The sequence below is a fragment of the Lacinutrix sp. MEBiC02595 genome (assembly GCF_053601555.1).
Genome location: NZ_JBSHNU010000217.1, coordinates 65,053 through 88,308 on the forward strand (window position 1 = coordinate 65,053; position 23,256 = coordinate 88,308).

Annotated in this window: 26 protein-coding genes; 15 read left to right on the forward strand and 11 right to left on the reverse strand. The window is 32.7% G+C overall.

All coding sequences use genetic code 11. The features are described from left to right. Nucleotides 1–8: 8 nt before the first annotated feature. The gene (locus ACVCZW_RS07995) at nt 9–872 is read right to left on the reverse strand and encodes an alpha/beta hydrolase fold domain-containing protein (protein ID WP_452231270.1); all 864 of its coding nucleotides are present in this window, start codon (nt 870–872) and stop codon (nt 9–11) included. 47 nt (nt 873–919) lie between these two features. Here ACVCZW_RS07995 and ACVCZW_RS08000 point away from each other — a divergent pair, with 47 nt between their 5' ends. Together ACVCZW_RS08000 and ACVCZW_RS08005 are read left to right on the forward strand one after the other, a co-directional pair. Next, nucleotides 920–1,540 carry an L-threonylcarbamoyladenylate synthase gene (locus ACVCZW_RS08000; protein ID WP_452231269.1) on the forward strand — a complete coding sequence of 207 codons (621 nt, stop codon included), beginning with the start codon at nt 920–922 and terminating at the stop codon, nt 1,538–1,540. A 60-nt stretch (nt 1,541–1,600) separates the two neighbouring features. Next, nucleotides 1,601–1,948 (forward strand): VOC family protein, encoded by a 348-nt coding sequence (locus tag ACVCZW_RS08005; RefSeq protein WP_452232116.1) that lies wholly within the window; start codon nt 1,601–1,603, stop codon nt 1,946–1,948. 189 nt (nt 1,949–2,137) lie between these two features. Here ACVCZW_RS08005 and ACVCZW_RS08010 read toward each other — a convergent pair whose 3' ends face one another. The 4 genes from ACVCZW_RS08010 to ACVCZW_RS08025 form a co-directional block, all read right to left on the reverse strand. Continuing rightward, a complete protein-coding gene (locus tag ACVCZW_RS08010) occupies nt 2,138–2,998 on the reverse strand; it encodes an OmpA/MotB family protein (RefSeq protein ID WP_452231267.1) in 861 nt (286 codons plus the stop codon). A 105-nt stretch (nt 2,999–3,103) separates the two neighbouring features. After that, nucleotides 3,104–4,081, reverse strand: a complete 978-nt coding sequence (locus tag ACVCZW_RS08015) for a glycosyltransferase family 2 protein (protein WP_452231266.1) — start codon at nt 4,079–4,081, stop codon at nt 3,104–3,106. Between the two features lie 39 nt (nt 4,082–4,120). After that, nucleotides 4,121–4,447, reverse strand: a complete 327-nt coding sequence (locus ACVCZW_RS08020; RefSeq protein ID WP_452231265.1) for a DMT family transporter — start codon at nt 4,445–4,447, stop codon at nt 4,121–4,123. A gap of 11 nt (nt 4,448–4,458) precedes the next feature. Beyond that, nucleotides 4,459–4,911, reverse strand: coding sequence for a type I restriction enzyme HsdR N-terminal domain-containing protein (locus ACVCZW_RS08025; protein ID WP_452232117.1), 453 nt, complete (start codon nt 4,909–4,911; stop codon nt 4,459–4,461). Nucleotides 4,912–5,018: 107 nt separating this feature from the next. Here ACVCZW_RS08025 and holA point away from each other — a divergent pair, with 107 nt between their 5' ends. The 3 genes from holA to ACVCZW_RS08040 all read left to right on the forward strand — a co-directional run bounded on the left by holA (nt 5,019) and on the right by ACVCZW_RS08040 (nt 7,294). Continuing rightward, complete coding sequence (gene holA, locus ACVCZW_RS08030; RefSeq protein WP_452232118.1) at nt 5,019–6,023, forward strand: DNA polymerase III subunit delta; 1,005 nt, start codon at nt 5,019–5,021, stop codon at nt 6,021–6,023. Between the two features lie 68 nt (nt 6,024–6,091). Then, a complete protein-coding gene (locus ACVCZW_RS08035; RefSeq protein ID WP_452231262.1) occupies nt 6,092–6,457 on the forward strand; it encodes a cupin domain-containing protein in 366 nt (121 codons plus the stop codon). Between the two features lie 72 nt (nt 6,458–6,529). Continuing rightward, nucleotides 6,530–7,294: a GIN domain-containing protein gene (locus ACVCZW_RS08040; RefSeq protein WP_452231261.1), complete on the forward strand. Its 765-nt coding sequence runs from the start codon at nt 6,530–6,532 to the stop codon at nt 7,292–7,294. A gap of 182 nt (nt 7,295–7,476) precedes the next feature. Here the strand turns inward: ACVCZW_RS08040 and ACVCZW_RS08045 are convergent, their stop codons facing one another. Further along, nucleotides 7,477–8,268 carry an SDR family oxidoreductase gene (locus ACVCZW_RS08045; protein ID WP_452231260.1) on the reverse strand — a complete coding sequence of 264 codons (792 nt, stop codon included), beginning with the start codon at nt 8,266–8,268 and terminating at the stop codon, nt 7,477–7,479. A 28-nt stretch (nt 8,269–8,296) separates the two neighbouring features. Then, nucleotides 8,297–9,214 (reverse strand): sterol desaturase family protein, encoded by a 918-nt coding sequence (locus ACVCZW_RS08050; RefSeq protein ID WP_452231259.1) that lies wholly within the window; start codon nt 9,212–9,214, stop codon nt 8,297–8,299. A gap of 87 nt (nt 9,215–9,301) precedes the next feature. Between ACVCZW_RS08050 and ACVCZW_RS08055 the strand changes: the two genes are divergently transcribed. The 4 genes from ACVCZW_RS08055 to ACVCZW_RS08070 all read left to right on the forward strand — a co-directional run bounded on the left by ACVCZW_RS08055 (nt 9,302) and on the right by ACVCZW_RS08070 (nt 14,664). Beyond that, nucleotides 9,302–10,336 carry an o-succinylbenzoate synthase gene (locus ACVCZW_RS08055; protein ID WP_452231258.1) on the forward strand — a complete coding sequence of 345 codons (1,035 nt, stop codon included), beginning with the start codon at nt 9,302–9,304 and terminating at the stop codon, nt 10,334–10,336. A 2-nt stretch (nt 10,337–10,338) separates the two neighbouring features. Further along, entirely contained in the window at nt 10,339–11,304 is a 966-nt protein-coding gene (locus tag ACVCZW_RS08060; protein WP_452231257.1) for a CPBP family intramembrane glutamic endopeptidase, read from the forward strand. Beyond that, complete coding sequence (locus ACVCZW_RS08065; RefSeq protein ID WP_452232119.1) at nt 11,304–12,383, forward strand: AMP-binding protein; 1,080 nt, start codon at nt 11,304–11,306, stop codon at nt 12,381–12,383. Before ACVCZW_RS08060 ends, ACVCZW_RS08065 begins: the two co-directional genes overlap by 1 nt. 94 nt (nt 12,384–12,477) lie before the next feature. Then, a complete protein-coding gene (locus tag ACVCZW_RS08070; protein WP_452232120.1) occupies nt 12,478–14,664 on the forward strand; it encodes a YfbK domain-containing protein in 2,187 nt (728 codons plus the stop codon). Between the two features lie 57 nt (nt 14,665–14,721). On the opposite strand, the gene ACVCZW_RS08075 is transcribed toward ACVCZW_RS08070, so the two are convergent. Continuing rightward, nucleotides 14,722–16,350 (reverse strand): acyl-CoA carboxylase subunit beta, encoded by a 1,629-nt coding sequence (locus ACVCZW_RS08075; protein ID WP_452231254.1) that lies wholly within the window; start codon nt 16,348–16,350, stop codon nt 14,722–14,724. A 145-nt stretch (nt 16,351–16,495) separates the two neighbouring features. On the opposite strand from ACVCZW_RS08075, the gene ACVCZW_RS08080 reads away from it, so the two are divergent. From ACVCZW_RS08080 to ettA, 5 genes are all read left to right on the forward strand, one after another. Continuing rightward, nucleotides 16,496–16,852: a DoxX family protein gene (locus tag ACVCZW_RS08080; RefSeq protein ID WP_452231253.1), complete on the forward strand. Its 357-nt coding sequence runs from the start codon at nt 16,496–16,498 to the stop codon at nt 16,850–16,852. A gap of 91 nt (nt 16,853–16,943) precedes the next feature. Beyond that, nucleotides 16,944–17,474, forward strand: a complete 531-nt coding sequence (locus ACVCZW_RS08085) for an NADPH-dependent FMN reductase (RefSeq protein ID WP_452232121.1) — start codon at nt 16,944–16,946, stop codon at nt 17,472–17,474. Nucleotides 17,475–17,512: 38 nt separating this feature from the next. Beyond that, nucleotides 17,513–17,950 (forward strand): MarR family winged helix-turn-helix transcriptional regulator, encoded by a 438-nt coding sequence (locus ACVCZW_RS08090; RefSeq protein ID WP_452231251.1) that lies wholly within the window; start codon nt 17,513–17,515, stop codon nt 17,948–17,950. 262 nt (nt 17,951–18,212) lie between these two features. After that, nucleotides 18,213–18,395, forward strand: a complete 183-nt coding sequence (locus tag ACVCZW_RS08095; RefSeq protein WP_452231250.1) for a CAL67264 family membrane protein — start codon at nt 18,213–18,215, stop codon at nt 18,393–18,395. A 66-nt stretch (nt 18,396–18,461) separates the two neighbouring features. After that, nucleotides 18,462–20,153, forward strand: coding sequence for an energy-dependent translational throttle protein EttA (gene ettA, locus ACVCZW_RS08100; protein WP_452231249.1), 1,692 nt, complete (start codon nt 18,462–18,464; stop codon nt 20,151–20,153). Nucleotides 20,154–20,207: 54 nt separating this feature from the next. Here the strand turns inward: ettA and ACVCZW_RS08105 are convergent, their stop codons facing one another. From ACVCZW_RS08105 to ACVCZW_RS08115, 3 genes are all read right to left on the reverse strand, one after another. Continuing rightward, entirely contained in the window at nt 20,208–20,411 is a 204-nt protein-coding gene (locus ACVCZW_RS08105) for a hypothetical protein (RefSeq protein WP_452232122.1), read from the reverse strand. Beyond that, complete coding sequence (locus tag ACVCZW_RS08110; protein ID WP_452232123.1) at nt 20,412–20,657, reverse strand: hypothetical protein; 246 nt, start codon at nt 20,655–20,657, stop codon at nt 20,412–20,414. An 83-nt stretch (nt 20,658–20,740) separates the two neighbouring features. Next, nucleotides 20,741–21,526, reverse strand: a complete 786-nt coding sequence (locus ACVCZW_RS08115) for an MBL fold metallo-hydrolase (RefSeq protein WP_452232124.1) — start codon at nt 21,524–21,526, stop codon at nt 20,741–20,743. A gap of 171 nt (nt 21,527–21,697) precedes the next feature. On the opposite strand from ACVCZW_RS08115, the gene ACVCZW_RS08120 reads away from it, so the two are divergent. Next, nucleotides 21,698–23,041: a microtubule-binding protein gene (locus ACVCZW_RS08120; protein WP_452231245.1), complete on the forward strand. Its 1,344-nt coding sequence runs from the start codon at nt 21,698–21,700 to the stop codon at nt 23,039–23,041. Nucleotides 23,042–23,256: the final 215 nt, after the last annotated feature.

Sequence of the window (23,256 nt, forward strand, 5' to 3'; positions counted from 1 at the left end):
TTTAGCCTTTAGTATAAATGCGCCTCAATAAAAGTGTGCAGCTTGATTGTAGTATCTAGTAAGTTTAAGCCAGCCCAGCCATGGCCTTCTTCTTGATATAGAGTGAAATCATGAATAATACCGAGATCTTCTAATTTATCTCGCATTGCAGTTCCTTGTGATGTAGGTATTAAAAAATCTTGTCCGCCATAAAACAAAATAGTAGGAGGCGCGTCTGCGGTTACTTGATGGTACGGACTTACTTCTTCTAAAGTAGCGATTGTTGTATCGACGCTAAACGCATTTAATATTGCTTGTAATTCAGGGTCTGTACTATTAAGATAGGCAGGATCTGTAAAATTTGTAGGGCCAACAATACTACAAACCATTTTTGTTTGGTTATCTACATCAAAAGCGTAGCTCCACAGCATCGATAAATGTGCTCCTGCACTTGCGCCAATAAAACCTAAATCATCCGAGATAGCATATTCGTTTTGTCTAGTCTTTAAATAATTAACAACAGTAGTAATATCATTTATTTGCATTGGGTATGCTTGCGATGTATTATCGGCTAATCTATAATTCATATTTACAACAGCCATATCCGATACGTTTTGTAACATATAATCTTTAAAACCTTGCATATCTACTTTATCGCCAGAAGTCCAACCTCCACCATGAATTAAAATCATAATTTTAGTGTCTTCTGTTCGGTTAGCAGGAAGATATAGGTCGAAAACTTGATCGCTATCTGCACCATAAGATATATTGAGCTCCTCATAAAACTCTAAAGGGTTCATACTAGTTAAATCCTCACTATTATCTGTGTCATCACATGAAAACACACTAATAAATAGAATGAATGATAATAAATGCCTGAAGATATTTCGCATAATAAATTAATTAACTACTTTGTAAACGCTTTTTAAAGATAGTTATTATGGCGGAGTTTATAAAAATATACGAGGAAAATCCTAATAGTAAGATGATTAGGAAGGTGGTTGAGGTTTTAAAAAAAGGAGGTTTAATTATCTATCCTACAGATACCGTTTACGGTTTAGGTTGTGATATCACTAATACCAAAGCTTTAGAACGGATTGCAAGAATTAAAGGTGTAAAGCTTGAAAAAGCAAACTTCTCTTTTATTTGTCATGATTTAAGTAATTTAAGCGATTATGTGAAGCAAATAGATTCTTCTACCTTTAAAATATTGAAACGTGCGCTTCCCGGACCATATACTTTTATTCTTCCAGGAGCAAAAAGCTTACCTGTCGTTTTTAAAAAGAAAAAAACAGTAGGTATTCGTGTGCCAAATAATAATATAGCGCTCGAAATTGTTAAAGAACTTGGCAATCCAATTGTTTCTACTTCTATTCGTGATGACGATTCTATTTTAGAATATACTACAGATCCGGAATTAATTTTGGAAAAATGGGGTAATCTAGTAGACCTTGTTATTGATGGTGGTTATGGCGATAATGAAGCGTCTACAGTTATCGATTTCTCGGAAGGCGATCCAATAATTGTAAGAGAAGGAAAAGGAAGTTTAGATATCTTCTAAAAGTATGTCATTGCGAGCAAAGCGAAGCAATCTTTTAAATAGAAACTAAATTTTAAAATTATGAAACCAGCCAACAACCACATCAACTACATAGAATTTAAATCCATAGATTTAGAAGCTACAAAAGCGTTTTATACGAATGCATTTGGTTGGACTTTTACCGATTACGGACCAACATATACTTCTTTTGAAGATGCTGGACTAGCAGGAGGTTTTGAAAAAACAGATGCCGAAATTATAAATGGTGTTTTGGTGGTTTTATATCATGAAAATTTAGAGAAAATAAAACAACAAATTATAGAAGCAAAAGGAAAAATTAGTGTGGACACTTTTTCTTTTCCTGGCGGAAAGCGATTTCAGTTTTTAGATCCTTCTGGTAACGAACTTGCTGTTTGGTGTTATGATTAAATAAGATAGTTCGATTTGCGTTAAGGATAGAAAGGTTTGTTTGAGCTCATCTATGATAGCGAGCCTTGAAAGCCTGACCTTTTGTGATCCTGGCAGGTTTTCAAAACCTGTTAGGTATGAACAAAAGGTAACGCCAAAAAAAAAGCACAACCGTTAAGTTGCGCTTTTAATAATATTCTTTTCTAAAAATTAGTTTTCTTCAGAAAGGGCTTTCATTTCCGTTTCAATCATTTCATAAAACTGATCGATTTTTGGAAGAATGTAAATTTTAGTTCTTCTGTTAATTGCTCTGTTTTCAGCAGTATCATTAGATACTAAAGGTAAATGATCTCCACGACCAGCAGCAATTAATTGTTCTGGTTTTACACCTAACTCTTGTAATGCTCTAACAATGGAAGTACTACGTTTTACACTTAAATCCCAGTTGTCAACTAAAACACCACCTCTGTTATATGGTACATTGTCTGTATGACCTTCTACCATTGCTTCAAAATTTGGTTTACCGTTAATTACTGTAGCAACTTTTCCTAAGATTTCATTTGCTCTATCCGAAATATTGTAACTACCTGTTTTAAATAATAACTTGTCTGATAAAGAGATAAAAACAACGCTTTTCTCTACGTTAATTTGAATGTCCTCGTCGTTTAAACCAACTTCCTTCTTTAAACTTGTAACTAAAGCTAGTGTTACACTATCTTTTTTAGTTAAAGCATCTTGTAATCTAGAAATTTTAAGATCTTTTTCTTTTAAACTTTCTAAAGATTTCTCCAGATTTGAAGCACCTTTAGTCGTTAATACAGTCATACCTTGAGTAGTTTGTATTAAATCTTTATTGGTGTCTTTTAAATTTGCTAATTGCTCTTGTAATGCTATTGCACGAGCGCTTACAGCAGATTTGTCTTCTAAACAGGAGTTCAGTTTGACCGTTGCTGTATTTAATAAATCTTGTGTGGTTTTTTGTTTGGCTTCCATAGCTGCGAATTCCTTTTTAGAAACACATGAACTTAAAAGCAAAAGTGCTGTTGCACTTAGTAATACAATTTTTTTCATAATAAATGAATGGATTAAATAATGTTAATTTAACAGGACAAAATTATACAAAAGAATGATACAATATTCCATCATTAACAAAAACTTTAACATTTTTGTAAACAATTAAAAAGTCTTGTTACCTTTTATAAAATAAGAAAAAACAATCGATTTTGTCTGGTAATAATCCTTTTTCTTTGGCAGTATTTTTCGCTCTTTTAATAATCTTGGTAATGCGGTGTAATAACTAAAATGCGCTTTAAATATTGCAAGGATATGTGTTATTTTAAATTGTAGTAAAAACTTAATTGCCGCAACACCATCTAAAACTAATCTGGTGAAGATTAAAAAGAATAGAAAACCGGAAGCATTTTTAGTTATCGTAAACAAACTATTTCTAAAATTTAAAAAAGTTTTTTTAGGATTGCTACTTTGTAAAGTTGCTCCGCCAACATGATACACCGTAGAAGTGCCAATATATTTGGTGGTATAGTTTAGGTTGAAAGCGCGCCAACATAAATCTATTTCTTCCATATGTGCAAAAAAGCTTTCGTCAAAACCTTTTAACGTTTTAAAGGTTTCTTTTCTTATGAAAAAGCAGGCTCCTGAAGCCCAGAAAATAGTTGTGTCTTGGTATTGATTTTTATCTTTTTCGACGGTATCAAATATGCGTCCTCTGCAATACGGATAGCCATATTTATCTATAAAACCTCCTGCAGCTCCTGCATATTCAAAATGACTCTTGTTTTTGTAGTCTAATATTTTTGGTTGGATAATAGAGGTTTTCGTATTGGTTTGAAATTCGGATAGAATAGGAGTAAGCCAGTTTTTAGATACTTCCACATCGCTATTTAAAAGACAGAATATATCTTCTTCTACTTGTTGTAATGCTTGGTTGTAGCCTTGTGCATAGCCTCCGTTTTCAGTATTGGGTATGATTTTAATTTCGGGATAATTCGCTTTAACAAAAGCTACCGAATCATCGGTGGATGCATTATCGGCAACATAAATAGTTGCTTCTTTAGAATGCCTAACCACAGAAGGTAAGAACTTTTCTAAAAGTGCTTTTCCATTCCAGTTTAATATGACGACAGCTATTTTCAATGTTTAATTTTTTACTGATTTCTTAGTAATATTTTATATTTAGTTAGATACTATTTTTAATCCCACAATAGAAGCGATAAGTGTTCCTATAAAAAAGAGTCGCCAAAAGGTAGCTGGTTCTTTAAAGATAAGGATTCCTAATAATACGGTTCCAATAGCACCAATGCCTGTCCAAACCGCATAAGCAGTTCCAATAGGCAGCACTTTAGTTACTTTTACAAGTAAAAACATACTTATAGATAAACAGACAAAAAAGCCAACGTACCATAATGTAGATTCAGAACCTGAGGTTTCTTTTGCTTTCCCTAAACAGGCAGCAAAAGCGACTTCAAAAAGACCTGCTATAATTAATAATATCCAATTCATTTCCCGTTAATTTAAGGTTGTACACTATAATCTGGAATTTCGGTTAGAAACTGATAACGTTCTGCTTCAAAATCCATTTCGCAATAATAATGATTAATTCCGTTAGTAACCATTAAATAGGTTGCATTTAAAGCTAAATTATAGCGTGCAATTTGGTCAAAAGTAGTTTGATCGATTTTTATTTTAGCCGATTTACACTCCACAATTAAATGAATACTACCGTCTGGATTAAACACTACAATGTCATACCGTTTGCGTAAGTTGTTTACTTTTAATTCTTTCTCTACATTAATTAGCGATTTTGGGAATCCTTTTTCTTGCATTAAATATTGAACGCAATGTTGTCTAACCCATTCTTCAGGTTGTAAAACCACAAATTTTTTGCGTATTTCATCATAAATAAGCGTTTTATTTTCGCTATTTTTGAAACGAAACGAAAACTTTGAAAAGTTTAACTCTTGCATTAGATGTATTCAGTTTTTATCAAAGTTAATTTTCATAAAACAAATAGCAAATTTCAAGTCCTTTATTTTTGGATTTTGAAATTTTAAGAATTGGAATCATATTTATTTTGGACGAAGTTAAACAACTATTAATAGACATAAAGAAAGGCAATCTAAAACCCATTTATTTTTTAATGGGAGAAGAAGCCTATTATATAGATAATGTATCCGATTATATTGAAGCAAATGTGTTAGCCGAAGAAGAGAAAGGTTTTAATCAGATGGTTCTTTATGGTCGCGATGTAACTATAGATGATATTGTTGGAAATGCAAAACGGTACCCAATGATGGCAGAACGCCAAGTAGTAATTGTTAAAGAAGCGCAAGATTTATCTCGATCTATTGAAAAATTGGCTGCTTATGCTGCTAATCCGCAACCAACAACCGTTTTAGTCTTTAATTATAAGTACAAAAAACTAGATAAACGTAAAGCTTTATACAAGGCGATTAAGAAAGTTGGTGTTGTTTTTGAAAGTAAAAAATTATACGAAAATCAGGTCTCAGATTGGATTCGTCGTGTACTTTCTGGACAGAATTACACGATTTCTCCAAAGGCATCACAAATGCTTGTGGAGTTTTTAGGAACCGATTTAAGTAAAATTAGCAATGAGTTAGATAAACTTAAAATTGTTTTACCAGCAGGAACCGAGATTACACCAGAGCATATTGAAGAAAATATTGGTATCAGTAAAGATTATAATAATTTCGAACTACGTAAAGCAGTTGGTGAACGAAATATATTAAATGCACATAAAATTGCACACTATTTTGCAGATAACCCAAAGGATAATCCTATGGTAGTAACGGTTTCGTTGCTTTTTAATTTCTTTTCGCAACTTCTACATTTACATGGTTTAAGTGATAAGAATCCTCGAAATGTAGCTTCTGCATTAAAGGTGAATCCTTATTTTGTAAATGAATATATCACTGCAGCTAGAAATTACCCGATGCGAAAAGTGAGTGAGGTTATTGGTACTTTACGTGAGTTTGATGTAAAAAGTAAAGGTGTTGGCAGTAATTCTGTGTCTCAAGGAGATTTACTAAAAGAGTTGTTGGTTAGAATCATGCATTAAGAACCATAGAGACAATCCATAATTAAGTGTCACAGGCAACTTGTCGAAGTGCAATAAAAACAAACCACATGAAAAAAATCTTAATCTTTCTTTTTTGTATCTCTATTTTTTCCTGTAAAGAAAAAACAACACTTCCAGATCCTTTACAAGCAGGTTGGGAAGGAGAAAGTGTTTGCGAAATAGTACATGAAGACAAAGAAGTACGCGTGTTAAAATGTACGTTTGCTCCAGGAGTTGGACATGAAAAACATGAGCATCAGCCACATTTTGGATATACATTACAAGGAGGAACTTTTCAAATTACGGATGCAAATGGTACTAAAACTGTAGATGTAAAAACAGGAACTAGCTGGAGTAAAGATATGGTGACAGAGCACGAAGTTTTAAATGTTGGGGATAGTACTTCTGTTTATCTAATAGTAGAATACAAGTAAATTTTACAAAACTGTAACAGTTTAAAAAAAACGATGTCTTTAGTTTGTATTTAATAACTTAAAATCAAACGCATGCATACTTTTTTAAAATCAAAATCAACTCTTTTTCTTGTTATTACAGCAATATTTTTATTCCAAACTTCAGTAATACAAGCACAATCTAAAACCTTTACCGTAAAAACTTTTGATAAAGTTATTGTTAGTCCGCATATAGAAGTTGTCTTTAAAACTGGCGAGGTAGAAAAAGTGGTTATTGAAATGCTAACGGAAGACTTAGACGAAATGAATGTAGAAGTAAAAGGGAAAACCCTTCAGTTATATTTAGACGATGCAAAAACAGTGACCGAAAAGGATAAAGAAAAAAGCACCAAAAATAGAACCGTTGCGGCATATAAAGGCACCGTTGCAAAAGCGATTGTATATTATAAAAAAGTAAAATCCTTTTCGTTAAGAGGTGAAGAACGCTTTCATTTTGAAGACGCTATTATTTCCGATAGAATGACATTTAGTATTTATGGCGAATCAGAAGTAATAATGAAAGACGTTACTTTAAAAGAATTAAAAGTCTCCATTTATGGAGAAAGCCATTTAAAAATTGAAAGCGGAAGCATTGAAAATCAAAAAATCATTGGTTACGGGGAATCTGTTGTAGACCTTTTACAAGTGAATAATAAATCGTCTAAAATTACAGCCTATGGAGATGGAAGTTACCAATGTAATGTTTCCGATAAGCTAAAAATAGTTTCTTACGGCGAACCTACAATTACCTATAGAGGTAGTGCCACACTAGAAAAAGGGCTTTCTATAGGTGAAGTAGAAATTGTTAAAATAAATTAACTCCCTTTTGTGTATTTAGATCTCAAAGAATACTAAAAATGTCAGTTCGAGTGATTTTTGAAAAAAAAATTATATCGAGAACTTCTTTAGGAAATAAACTTCTTATTCTCAATACAATTTTGATGCTCTAAAAAAGCACAAAATGCACTGGAATGGACAAGGTTCAATAGAAATTAAGTAGTCTATCTCACTTTACTTCGTAAAACAAGCTTGTGTAATAATCGAGGAGAGATTCGTTTTAGGTAAACAGCGAATCTTTCCTTTTTACCAATATAAGCTTCAAATTTTTCTTTCCGAATTGCTTGTATCATTTTTTTAGTAAATACATCCACATGTAAACCATTCTCGGTCATTTCATCTTGCTGTACTTGTTTACTTCCGTCTCCTGTTAATGCATTTCTAGCGACATCAGTATTTACAAATCCAGGACAAATCATGGTCACTTTTACGTTGTCTTTTTCGTGTTCTAAACGCATCGCATCAAAAAAACCATGTAACGCATGTTTCGCACCACAATAAGCAGAACGTAAAGGAGAGCTAAATTTTCCCATAAGACTAGAAACCACCACGTAATGTCCAGATTGATTCGCGACAAAATGCGGTAAAAGCGCTTTACTTAAAGTAATGGTTCCTAAATAATCGACTTCCATTAATTTCCTGTCTACTTCTAGAGTGGTTTCAATGATAGAAGAACGTTGGCTAATACCGCCATTATTAATCAGAATATCAATTTTTCCGAAGCTAGAAATAGCAGTTTCTGTTATGTTTTTAAGGGTAGCTGTTTCCGCTAAATCTAAAGGTAAAACAATAATGTTTTCAGGAGTATTGCATAAAGCTTTTACTGCTTCAAGTGCCTCTTTTCTTCTGGAAGAAAGTATTAATTTACAATTCTCTTTAGAAAGTGTAATCGCTAAACTTTTACCAATTCCGCTAGAAGCTCCAGTAATCCAAACTACTTTATTATTAAAATTCATATTTTTTTTATTTATGGAACAAGGAACACTATTTAACCTTCACCGTAGACTTTTTACTGCCAACCGATTTCAGCCATTCTTCTCGTAAATCACCACTCAGTTTTCCTGTTCCGTCATGTTTCCATCCTGGCGGTTTTATGAAGTATAGCATTCTGTTTTTTAAAGTTTTTTTACCCGAAAAAGCATCTTTAAACATATTAATCCATTCTATAAATGCAATCTTTACAGGATTATAGGTGTTTATATTGGAAACCAAACCATAGACCACTTTTTCTTCTTTAAGTTCTGGTTGAAAGGTTCCAAAAAGCTTATCCCAAATAATTAAAATTCCCGCATGATTTCTATCTAGGTATAAAGGATTGCTGCCATGATGCACTCTGTGATGGGAAGGTGTATTCATAACCGCTTCAAACCAAGAAGGCATTTTGTTAATCGTTTCGGTATGAATCCAATATTGATAAATCAAACTAATAGACATTTGTAACATAATCATTCCTGGATGAAAACCAATAATTGGTAACCACAACCAAAATACAAAAGAGTAAAATCCGCCAGACCATGTTTGCCTAACTGCTGTACTTAAATTATAATGTTGTGACGAATGATGCACCACATGCGAAGCCCAGAATAAGCGACATTCATGGCTAATTCGATGAAACCAATAGTATGCAAAATCGTCTGCAAAGAAAATAAGAATAAAACTCCACCAAGTTATAGGAATAGTAAATAATCGGAAATTATCATAGACAAATAAAAAGCTTACCAGAACGACAATTTTACTAAAATACCCCAAAAATACATTTCCTAAACCCATGGCAATAGAGGTAGTAGCGTCTTTTGTTTCGTATGTTCCTTTTTGTGTTTTTAATACAATATAAATTTCTAAGCACATGGCTAAAACAAAAAACGGAATGGCGTAAAGAATGATATCTGGAAATTCTGTCATTTTTTTTATTGAAAAATTAAAACTAGAAGAAAGCTAGTTGTTAGGTATGCAAAATACAAAAATTATTGTCTATTTTTGAAACTAACTATGATAGCAACCTACCAACAATATATTTTAAACTTTAAACAAGCTAGTGGAACTTCTCGAGGTGTTTTAAAAACAAAAGAAACGTGGTTTCTAATTGTTGAACATGAAGGAAAGAAAGGAATAGGTGAATGCGGACTTTTTAGAGGCTTAAGCGCAGATGATGTACCTAATTACGAAGAAAAACTACAATGGACTTGTACTAATATTCATTTAGGATTAGATGTTTTATTAGCGGAATTAATCGAATTTCCAAGTATTCAATTTGGACTAGAGCAAGCTTTTTTATCCTTGCAAAGTGAAAATCCTTTTATTCTTTTTCCTTCCGAATTTACACAAGGAAATGATAGTATTCCTATTAACGGATTAATTTGGATGGGCTCTGAAGCGTTTATGAAGCAACAAATAAAAGACAAAATTGAAGCTGGTTTTAGTTGTATTAAAATGAAAATTGGAGCCATTGATTTTAAAACAGAATTAGAACTTTTAAAATCGATTAGAAAAGAATTTTCGGCGGAGGACATGGAATTGCGAGTAGATGCAAATGGCGCTTTTAAACCTTCGGAAGCTTTAGAAAAATTAAAGATACTTTCGCATTTTGATTTACATTCTATAGAACAACCTATTAAACAAGGACAAATTCAGGAAATGGCTAGACTTTGTGAAGACACTCCATTACCAATTGCATTAGATGAAGAATTAATTGGTGTTTTTGATGTAACAAAAAAAGAGGAATTGCTACAAATAGTACATCCGCAATACATTATTTTAAAACCAAGTTTGGTTGGTGGATTTGCAGGAAGTCAAAATTGGATAGATTTGGCTGAAAAACAAAAAATAGGTTGGTGGATTACCAGTGCATTAGAAAGTAATGTAGGTTTAAATGCAATTGCACAATTCACCTACAGCTTGCAAAGTAAATTGCCGCAAGGACTTGGTACAGGAAGTCTTTTTAGTAATAATTATGAAAGTCCGTTAGAAGTAAAAAATGGTACATTGCAGTATCAAAATAAAACAAATTGGAAAACTAATTTTTAGATATGTATATAGAACAAGCGTTTAAATCATTACATGAGTGGTGGAGATATTTACTAGGTTTCATCATCATTTTTATAGTATGGCAATTAATAGGATCGATTCCGTTAGTCGCAGGGATTTTATATACCATAGGTTTAGAAGGAATACAAAATGGCGATTTCCCAACAGATATCCCAGAAATGGCGGATATATTAGGAAATAATATGTTTTTGTTTTTAATGCTTTTATCCTTTGCTATTGGTTTGGTTGGTGTATTTTTTAATTCTAAAGTGATTCATCAACAGTCTATTACAGAATTAACAACAGCAAGAAAAACAATAGATTGGAGCAGATTTTGGTTCATTTTTATACTTTGGGGAACAGTTTCTTCAACTTTTGTATTTGTAGATTATTTTATGGAACCAGAAGGGTATGTGTGGAATTTTAAGTTAGTTCCGTTTTTAACGCTTGCCGTAATTGCTATAATATTAGTTCCGTTGCAAACCAGTATGGAAGAGTATTTTTTTAGAGGTTATTTAATGCAAGCATTGGGTGTTATTACTAAAACAAGATGGTTTCCGTTATTTTTAACTTCTATTGTTTTTGGGTTAATGCATTTAGCAAATCCAGAAGTAGAGCAACTAGGTAATGTAATTATGGTATATTATATAGGTACAGGATTCTTTTTAGGAATTATGACACTTATGGATGATGGTTTGGAACTAGCATTAGGGTTTCATGCTGCTAATAATTTATTTACCGCTTTATTGGTAACAGCAGATTGGACAGCTTTTCAAACCGATTCCCTTTTTAAAGATGTTTCCGAGCCAACTTCAGCAGGATTTATAGATGTGTTTATGCCTGTATTTGTTGTTTTTCCTATTATTCTTTTCATTTTAGCTAAAAAATATAAATGGACAAATTGGAGCGAAAAACTTTTTGGAAAAGTAGAGGAGCCTATTAAAGAAGATTATAAAATAATAGAATAATGATACCAGAATATAATAAAATACACAATCGTTTTAAATTAAATGAGAGCTCTTTTTTATATGAAGAGCTTAAAGAAGTTGCGTATAGTCATGTAAAAGAAGGATTGCCTTTTGAAAAAAATATTGGTGACTTTTTAATCGATTGGCTGGACGATAAAGATTATGTATTGGTGCAAACTTCTGGTTCTACAGGAAAACCAAAAACGATTAAATTACGAAAACAAGCAATGGTACATTCTGCTATTGCAACAGGAGATTTTTTTAAGTTAGAACCAGGAGACAAAGCTTTACATTGTTTACCAAGCAATTATATTGCAGGAAAAATGATGCTAGTAAGAGCTATGATTTTAGGCCTAGAATTGGATCTTGCAGAACCAACGAGTCAGCCTCTTTTTGATTATGAAAAGCACTATGAATTTTGTGCTATGGTACCTTTACAGCTTCAAAAAACGTTGTCTTATTGTAATAATATTAAAACTATAATTGTTGGTGGAGCTTCCGTTTCTAACGGATTAAAGCATGCTATTCAAGATATAAAAACAAATGTATTTGAAACCTATGGTATGACCGAAACCATAACACATATTGCAGTAAAGAAGATTAATAATTTTGAAGACGTCACTTCGAGTGCAGACGAGAGCACTTACTTTCACATCCTACCAAACATTACAATAACACAAGACGATAGAAATTGTTTGGTAATTGAAGCACCAAAACTTTCGGAAACCAAAATAGTGACTAATGATGTGGTTAAATTACATACTCAAACTACATTTGAATGGTTAGGACGTTTCGATAATGTAATAAACTCTGGAGGAGTAAAATTATTTCCAGAACAGATAGAAGCAAAACTATCCTATAAGATGAATAATAGATTTTTCATTACTAAAGAAAAGGATGAAATCTTAGGGGAAAGTGTTGTTCTGGTTATTGAAAGTGAAAATAAAACGATAGAAGCTTCGTTCTTTTCAGAATTAGAAAAATTTGAAGTTCCGAAGAAAATATATTGTATTGAACAATTTATAGAAAGTGATACTGGCAAAATTCTTCGTCAGGAAACATTAAAAACTTTAAAATAGCGAGTTAACGCACTCAAAAGGACACTTCACTCATTTGTAGTTTTACAAAACATAGGTTAGGTATAAGTTTACAAAAACTTTAAAACTAACGAATATGAAAAATGTACTACAAATTGTTTTTGTGTTGTTCATTACAATACAACTGCAAGCACAAGAAAAAACCATAACTGGAGTTGTAAGTGACGTGAATGGATTGCTACTTCCTGGAGCAACTGTTATTATAAAGGGATCTACTAAAGGAACTTCTACCGATTTTGATGGCAACTATACTATTAAAGCTAAAATTAATGATGTTTTAATATTTAGCTATGTTGGTTATGCATCGAAACAAGAAACTGTTGGAAAGTCGAATAGCATTAATGTTTCATTACAGCCAGATAATTCATTAGATGAAGTGGTTATTACAGCATTAGGTGTTAAGAAAGAAAGGAAAGCTCTTGGTTATTCTTCGCAAAATGTAACAACAGCACTTTCAGGAAAAGTAAGTGGCATTTCGGTTAATCCCTCAGGAAACAAACGCAAAGTAAAGCGATTATCTAATACTAAATCATTGTTGGTTCAAAACAAATTTAATGGTTTGGTTGGAAGTTCTTCAAGAATTGTATTAAGAGGTAATTCGTCTATTTCTGGAAACAATGAGCCTTTGGTAATTGTGGATGGTGTAGTTTTAGAAGATGCTAATTCTAGTTCTTCTGGTTTAGCGAGTTTAGATAAGAAGGATATAAAAAATATTTCTGTTGTTAAAGGCCCAAATGCAGCAGCGCTATATGGTATTCGTGGAGCAAATGGCGTTCTAATTATTCAGACAAAAAAAGGAAATTATAAATTGTCAAAAGCGCTTAAAAAAGCAATCAAATCATCAGCTAATGAAAAAACCATAGAGACGCAAGATGTGTATGAAGAAATTGTAGAAAATAATTTTGAGATTACTAAAGCTGCGCCATTATCTACTTTTTCTATAGATGTAGATAAAGCTTCATATAGCAACATTAGAAGAATGATTAACAATGCGCAAACTATTCCTGTAGATGCTGTAAAGATTGAAGAAATGGTGAATTATTTTGATTATAATTATCCGCAACCAACGGGGGAACATCCATTTTCCATACATACAGAATTGTCCGTTACACCTTGGAATAAAGAAACAAAATTGGTAAAGATTGGTTTACAAGGTAAGACGTATAATAACGAAGAATTACCTGCGAGTAATCTTACTTTTTTAATTGATGTTTCTGGTTCCATGGGTGCACAAAACAAACTACCGCTTTTAAAATCTGCCTTTAAATTATTGGTAAATCAGTTACGAGAACAAGATAAAGTGTCCATAGTTGTTTATGCTGGAGCAGCAGGAGTTGTGTTAGAGCCAACCTCAGGAAATAATAAAACGAAAATATTACAAGCACTAGATAAATTACGATCTGGTGGATCTACCGCTGGCGGACAAGGAATAGAATTGGCATATGCATTAGCGGAAAAGAACTTTAAAAAGAAAGGGAATAACAGAGTAATTTTAGCTACAGATGGCGATTTTAATGTTGGCGCTTCTAGTGATAAAGACATGCAAACCTTAATTGAAGAAAAGCGTAAATCTGGTGTGTTCTTATCCGTTTTAGGATTTGGATATGGAAACTATAAAGACTCTAAACTGGAAACTTTAGCAGATAAGGGAAATGGTAATCATGCATTTATAGATACCATGCAAGAAGCGCAAAAAGTGTTTGGAAAAGAATTTGGAGGAACACTTTATACCATTGCAAAAGATGTTAAAATTCAAGTAGAGTTTAATCCGAATAAAGTGCAAGCGTACCGATTAATAGGTTATGAAAATAGATTGTTGGCAGACGAAGATTTTATAGATGATACAAAAGATGCTGGGGAATTGGGAAGCGGACATACAGTAACTGCTTTATACGAAGTGATTCCAGTAGGAATAGAGAGCGCCTATTTAAAAGATGTTTCCGATTTAAAGTACACTAAAAAGGAAATTCCTACGGATTTTCAAGACGAATTATTAACGGTGAAATTTAGATACAAAAAACCAGAGGATAAAAAAAGTATAGAAATGGTACATATCCAAAAAGACGTTGTAGTTGCAGCTTCTCAAGACATGCAATTTGCTGCATCTGTTGCATTATTTGGTATGCAAATAAGACATTCACAATATCATAATAACTCGAATATAAAAGATGTTATTCATCTTGCTGAAGCAGGAAGAGCTGTGGATACGTTTGGCTATAGAGCAGAGTTTATAAGATTGGTTAATTCTTATCAAAGTCTGTAAACTAAAAAAGGCATTTGAATATATCAAATGCCTTTTTTTATTTTAAATAAATATCTTTTAAACCTGTAAAACACCCAAATTAAATTTCTTCTCAATAGGAGCGTGGTCTGCAGCTTCAATTCCCATACTTATCCATGTTCTGGTATCTAATGGGTTTATAACCGCATCTGTCCAAATTCTAGCAGCAGCGTAATACGGAGAAACCTGATTATCGTATCTGTCTTTTATTTTATTAAAAAGTTCTGCTTCTTTTTCCGGAGTAATTTTTTCACCTTTCTTTTCTAGGGAAGCTTTTTCAATTTGTAGTAACACTTTAGCAGCAGAGTTTCCACTCATTACAGCAAGTTCTGCACTTGGCCAAGCTACAATAAGTCTAGGGTCGTATGCTTTACCACACATGGCATAGTTTCCTGCTCCGTAAGAGTTTCCAAGAATAATGGTGAATTTTGGAACCACACTGTTGCTAACAGCATTTACCATTTTGGCACCATCCTTAATGATTCCTCCATGTTCACTTTTGCTTCCAACCATAAAACCAGTAACGTCTTGTAAAAAGACTAACGGAATTTTCTTCTGATTACAATTCGCTATAAATCGCGTAGATTTATCGGCACTATCATTATAGATAACACCACCAAATTGCATTTCACCTTTCGCATTTTTAACTAATTTACGCTGGTTTGCCACAATACCAACAGCCCAACCATCAATTCTTGCATATGCTGTAATAATTGTTTTTCCGTAGTCCGCCTTGTATTCATCAAACTCACTATTATCTACCAAACGTTTAATAATTTCGTACATATCATATTGGTCGGCACGACTTTTTGGTAAAATACCGTAAATATCTTCTTGGTTTTCAATTGGTTTGATTGCTTTTACTCTATTGAAACCAGCTTTATCATAATCGCCAATTTTATCTATTAATCGCTTAATCGTATCTAAAGCATCTTTATCGTCTTTAGATTTATAGTCTGTAACTCCCGAAATTTCACAATGTGTAGTTGCTCCACCAAGCGTTTCATTATCTATACTTTCACCAATTGCAGCTTTTACTAAATAGCTTCCAGCAAGAAAAATACTTCCTGTTTTATCCACAATTAAAGCTTCATCACTCATAATTGGTAAATATGCGCCTCCTGCAACACAGCTTCCCATGATAGCAGAAATTTGCGTAATTCCCATACTACTCATGATGGCATTGTTTCTAAAAATACGTCCGAAATGTTCTTTATCCGGAAAAATTTCGTCTTGCATTGGTAAATAAACACCAGCAGAATCCACTAAGTATATGATTGGTAATCGGTTTTCAATAGAAATTTCTTGCGCACGTAAATTCTTCTTTCCGGTAATAGGAAACCAAGCTCCAGCTTTTACGGTAGCATCATTTGCAACAACAATACATTGCTTCCCTTTAATATATCCTATTTTAACGATAACGCCACCAGAAGGACATCCGCCATGTTCTGCGTACATATCTTCTCCTGCAAAAGCTCCAATTTCAATAGATTTAGCTTTAGAATCTAGCAAGTAATCCACACGCTCTCTAGCGCTCATTTTACCTTTAGCGTGTTGTTTATCTATACGTTTTTGTCCGCCACCAAGTTTTACTTTAGCAAAACGTTTGGTTAAATCGGAAACTAGAAGTTTATTATGATCTTCGTTTTTATTGAAATTGATATCCATGAATAAGAATTATTTGCTACGAATTTACAAAACCAAAGCTTGTATAAAAAGTGAATGTTTTGTTAAATAATATTACATGGAAATATTTACCTAGGAAACTATAATTATTTTGTTGTACATTTGTGGCAACTAAAACAAACTAAAAATGAAAAGAGATAAAATTATTTTTTATGTAGCCACCGGATTATTAACCTTAATTATGCTGTTTTCGGTGAGCATGTATTTTTTTAAACATGACGATGTAGCGCAAATGTTTACTAATTTCGGATATCCAAGCTATATCATTTATCCTTATGCCGTGGCTAAGTTATTTGGATTATTTGCGCTTTGGAATCCTAACTTTAAAGTACTAAAAGAATGGGCGTATGCGGGTTTCTTTTTTGCATTCATTCTAGCCTTTTTTGCACATGTTATGATAGGTGACGGAGAGCAAATGGCGGCATTAGTAGCTTTTATTCTATTAATTATATCTTATATTTTTAACAAAAAAACACAAAACTAATTTGAAACGAGCATGTTAAAAAGGCTTATTATCCATAAAAGGATTACTAGCGAACAACAGGTGACCATTTAAAAACAATAAACATAAACACATGAAAAATATCATCGCATTTGCAGGAAGCAACAGTAAGCAATCTATAAATAAACAATTAGCAAGTTATGCTGGAAATCTAGTTCAAGAAGCTAAAGTAGAAGTCTTAGATCTTAATGATTTTGAATTACCACTTTACGGAATAGATTACGAAACCGAACATGGTATTCCAGAGAATGCAAAAGTGTTTTTGGAGAAAATAAAATCTTCGGATGGAATTATTCTTTCCTTGGCAGAACATAATGGTGCTTATGCAACGGTGTTTAAAAATATTTTTGATTGGATGTCTAGAATCGATGGTAAATTATGGAGTGAAAAACCAATGTTACTTATGGCTACTTCTCCTGGCGGTAGAGGCGGATCTAGTGTATTAGAAATCGCTAAAGGACGTTTTCCATTTATGGGTGGGAATATTATTGCTGATTTTTCACTGCCTTTGTTTAATGATAATTTTTCAGAAGGAAAGATTGTAAATAATATATTAAAGGAAGAAATGTTAAATAAGGTCGGCCTATTTTCTAAAGCTTTATAATATTGTAAGTGAGGTGTATATAGATTAAACATAAAATCATGGGAAACATTTCTAAAGATATTAACTCCACATTTCCAAATCATAAAGTGAAAGCGATGCTTAACATTATGTTTACAGCAAATTGGCTTAATAGTTATCAAAATTCATTTTTCAAACCTTTTAAAATATCATCACAACAATATAATATTTTACGAATTTTAAAAGGAGCAGAAGAACCTTTAAAGGTACAAACCATTAAAGAGCGAATGATTGATAGATCTCCTAATACGACGCGTTTAATGGATAAACTTTGTGCTAAAGATCTCATTGAGCGTATAGCTTGTCCCGGTGATAGAAGAGTGGTACATATTAAAATTACAACGGAAGGGTTACTTCTTTTGGATGTTATATCTAAAACAAATCGAAAAGATTTACTTGAAAACTTAACGGAAGAAGAAGCATCTCAACTGAGTGATTTGTTAGATAAAATTAGATAATTTGATATGGACTCTTCATCAGAAATAGTATATTATTTATACTATATATATGCATAGATAAATAAAAAATAATTCAAAAATTGCGTGAACATTAGGTAGTAGGAATGTTTAAAAAGTAGAACGTTTTAAAATGAAATATAAAGCAGATTCCGTTTTGGGCTTCTTAGAAGTTTCTGTAATTTAAATTAAGCATCTATTTAGGATGCTTTTTTTATACAAAATAGCGATATTTGTATTTACTAACTAAAAATTGAAATAGAAAATGGCTATGAATAAAAATACGGTATTAGCTTGGGCTACATGGATTATGATTTTTGTAGGTTTAGCACTAATTGCCTTAGGAGCATTTAGATATGATGATGTAGCAGGATGGGGATTTGCGGCAGTAGGAATTGGATTTTTTGCAATTGCATGGGTATTTAATGCTTTAAAAGGAAGAATGTAATTCTGCCTTATTAACTGAATTTAAGAATAAAAAAAGATATCAATAAACTATATAACGTAAAATATTATGAGTGACGATAAAAAAGTAATCTTTTCTATGTCTGGTTTAACCAAGACATTTCAAAGTGCACAAACACCAGTTTTAAAAAATATTTATTTAAGCTTCTTTTATGGAGCAAAAATTGGAATATTAGGACTTAACGGTTCTGGTAAATCTACTTTACTTAAAATTATTGCTGGAATAGATAAAAACTATCAAGGAGATGTAGTCTTTTCTCCGGGCTATACTGTGGGTTACTTAGAACAAGAACCACAGCTAGACGAAGATAAAACGGTTATGGAAATTGTTAGAGAAGGTGCTGCGGAAACCGTTGCAATTCTTGATGAATATAACAGTATTAACGATCAGTTTGGTTTAGAAGAAGTATATAGCGATGCCGATAAAATGGAAAAGCTAATGAACCGTCAAGCAGTGCTTCAAGATCAAATTGATGCCGCTAATGCCTGGGAACTAGATACCAAACTAGAAATTGCTATGGATGCTTTGCGTACTCCAGATGGAGACAAAAAGATAAGCGTACTTTCTGGTGGAGAACGCCGTAGAGTTGCTTTATGTCGTTTACTTTTGCAAGAACCAGATGTATTATTATTAGATGAGCCAACCAATCACTTGGATGCAGAATCGGTACATTGGTTAGAGCATCATTTAGCGCAATATAAAGGAACTGTTATTGCTGTAACGCATGATAGATACTTTTTGGATAATGTTGCTGGTTGGATTTTAGAACTAGATAGAGGAGAAGGAATACCTTGGAAAGGGAATTACTCTTCATGGTTAGACCAAAAGTCAAAACGTATGGCGAAAGAAAGCAAAACAGCTTCCAAGCGTCAAAAAACATTAGAACGTGAGTTAGAATGGGTCCGTCAAGGAGCAAAAGGACGTCAGACAAAACAGAAAGCGCGTTTAAAGAATTACGATAAATTAATGAGTCAAGATCAAAAACAACTTGACGAAAAATTAGAAATCTATATACCTAACGGACCTCGTTTAGGGACAAATGTTATTGATTCTGTTGGGATTAGTAAAGGGTATGATGATAAGCTACTTTATGAAGATTTAAACTTTAGCTTACCACAAGCTGGTATTGTTGGTGTTATTGGACCTAATGGAGCTGGTAAAACTACTATTTTCCGTATGATTATGGGAGAAGAAACACCAGACAAAGGAGAATTCAAAGTCGGTGAAACCGCTAAGATTGCTTATGTAGATCAAAAGCATTCTAATATAGATCCTGAAAAAACAATTTGGCAAAACTTTAGTGATGAGCAAGAATTGGTAATGATGGGAGGAAAAGAAGTAAATTCTAGAGCCTACTTAAGCCGATTTAACTTTTCAGGTGGTGAGCAAAATAAAAAAGTAAAACTTCTTTCTGGTGGAGAACGTAACCGTTTACACCTTGCAATGACACTTAAAGAAGAAGGAAACGTATTGCTTTTAGATGAGCCTACCAATGATTTAGATGTAAATACATTGCGTGCATTAGAAGAAGGTTTAGAAAACTTTGCAGGCTGTGCTGTTGTAATTAGTCACGATAGATGGTTTTTAGATAGAATTTGTACACATATTCTTGCTTTTGAAGGAGATAGTCAAGTATATTTCTTTGAAGGTGGATTTAGTGAATATGAAGAAAATAAGAAGAAACGTCTTGGTGGTGATTTAATGCCAAAGCGAATTAAGTATAAAAAGTTAGTACGTTAACCACTAGCTATTATTAGAATAAAAAAACCTGCATTATGCAGGTTTTTTTGTTTATTATTTGGAGTACATATGACCGGAACCTAATTGGTAATCCGGGATATTTGTAATATCATTTATTTCCGCAATGTTTTTTTCAAAAGCATCCAATTCACGTAAAATATCTGCTTCGTGTTCATAAGTATATAATGTTTTCTTTAAGAAAAATCCTAAAATAAAAACTGCTAAAACAAAAATAGTAGTACCTATAACTGTAATCATTTATTCTTTTTTTGTGCTATTACTATACATGTGTCCTTCTGTGAAATCGGTATATTCCTTTTCGTCTTCCTCTAATAAATGATCGGTAGCACGCATCAGTTTTTCATTTTCAGCTTTCAACTTATATGACTTTCTTATCCCAAGAATTAATAAAACTAAAAAGAATATTACACTTATACCTAAAAGAGTAACAACACTAGTTTGTTCTATTAAAGCTAAAAAATAGCAAGTAAGTATGAGAATCATAATTAATTGTAGATTATTTTTTTGGGATAATCTGCTTCAAATATATAAAAAACATTTTAAGTAATGTGTTCATTATTAAAATATTAATACCAGTTTAGTTGCATAACTTCTATGTTTTTATTGCTGCTATTAACCAGAGTTTTAAACAAAGAAACATCACTAAAACCTTCTGTTCCTCTATAGTGATAGGGATATACTTGTTTAGGCTTAAATTCTAAAACAGCACTTGCAGCACTTTCTACAGGCATTGTGTAAGGTAAGTTCATACAAACAAAAGCTTTGTCAATATTTTTTAAAGTACGCATTTCAGGAATATCTTCGGTATCCCCAGAAATATAAATACGCTCTTCGCCAAGGGTGATAACATAACCATTTCCTCTTCCTTTTGCGTGGAATTTTAAAGCTTCCTCTCTTAAATTATACATCGGTATTGCTTCAATGTTATGCTTATTTACAGTAGTTGTTTTTCCGTTATCTAAAACAATACGCTCTAAGGCATGTATTTCTGGTAATTTTTCGGATACTGCTTTTGGCATCACAACAATAGCATTACTTAAATCTAGATTTTTTAAGGTTTCAGTACTTAGATGATCGCCATGAATATCTGTAATTAAGACAATGGTTGGTTTTTTTTGATCTTTAAAAGCATCCGCGCCACCAACAGGGTCGGTGTAAATCACAGTGTCTTCATACTCTAAAACCATAGTTGCATGACTAATTGGAGTGATTTTTATTTCCTTGTTAATCTCAGTTCCAACTGTTGTATTAACTTCTGTTTTTGTAATTAATTCTGTGTTTTTTTTGCTATCGTTCTTACAACTGGAAAGAGATAAAAGAGCAATAATTAGAAGTGATATTGTATTTTTCATAAGGATTTATTTATATAATTTAAAGGTAATACTCCAAAAACAATTAATTAAATATGTAACAAAATATTATGATTCGCTACTTATATTTTAAACGATTTCGTTTTTGATACTGATATTTTTTATCGAAATTGCTTAACGAAATATAGTTCAACTTAAAACACACAACGCAATATGTCTGATGATTTTGATTTATTAGAAACAAGCTCCAACGAGAAAACAGAAAAGGTAGATGTAAATTGGGGAAAAGCCATAGACCAGATGAAGTCTAAATTGGCACAAGAAGAGGATCCAGAAAGTCGTCAGAAAATCTTAAATGCAACATTAGATAATGTTGTAGATATGGCAGAAAAAGACAGAACTACTTTGTTAGATGCTATTAAAGATTTAACAGACTATCAAGATGAAGTTGGTATTATGTTCGAAGGTTTTTCCGCATTAAATCCAGCAGAACAAAAAATTATAGACGATGCTATTAAGCGTTTAGAACGTGCAAAAGTAGAGCTAGAAGATGCTAACGCTAAACCAGATACGTTTTGGAATAACCTTTGGGGAAGAAAAAGTAAAATAAAAGACGCAGAACAAGAATTACAACAAGCACAAAAAACACGGGACGAAGCAGACAATAAAGCAAAAGCATTATTTCAACAACGTATTGAAAGCGCTGATGTGCAAACCTTATTAAACGAACTTTCTTTTAAAAGTCAGGCAGCAGTAAAACGTTTAAAAGATAGAGAAATAGAAATTAAAGAAGTAGAAGAAAGTCTTAAGACGGCAATTGTAGAAGCAAGTAATAACCATACAAAAGCACTACAAAAAAAGAAAGAAGTAGAAGATAAGCTAGAAGCACAATACGCATTACTAAAACAAGCACGTCAAGCACTGGAAGAAGTTTCAGATAAACAATCTGAAGAATACTCCAAAGCATTATCGGCAGTAACCACTTTAGAACAAAAAGTAGAAGAATTAGAAGGACTTAAAAATGCATATACAACACTTGCTGCTTCTAAAGATAGTTTTGTACACAAGCATAATTTAACTATTAAAGTACTAACTTCTTTACGTAGTAATTTACAAACACATCGTGCAAAATTAAAGTCCGATACCGATGAGCGTCTTAAATATTATGACGGTTATGTGGTAGCTTTAAAAGCAAGAACAGATCAGGAATTCGCTGCTATTTTAGAACATTTAGGTGTGAAAACAGATGAGCATATTGGTGCAACTCTTGCTTCTATGCATACCGCAAGTGCAAAAGCGCGTCAGGAAATGATGGATAATATTCCGGTGCACGAAAAAGTAATGCAAGGTGTTTATGGTAGTTATGCAGAGGCTTTAAGTGAGATTAGAGCTAAAGATTCAGCAATTCAAAAAAACTTCGCAGAGCGTTACGGTATCGATATGAAAGAAATTTTTGAAGATTATTATAAAGCAGATGCAAATGCACCTTCAGGTGGCGATGCTGCTCCAGCAGATGCTCCAAAACCAGAAGTTAACGACGACGATATGTTGTCATAAAAGGATTGCGAATTTTACAAAACAAATTTGAAGCAATCTCATGGTTTTATGAGTCGTTTTAATTTGGGCGTTCCTTTCTGTTTTCCTGTCCGGTTTTTAAAACCGTACAGGAAAACAAAAAGTCAGGCTTTCCGCTATATCTTTTGCAAAAAAGCAAAAGTATGCCGCTTCAATCCTTAACGCAAAAAAAAAGACATCGCTGGTTTTTAAAACCT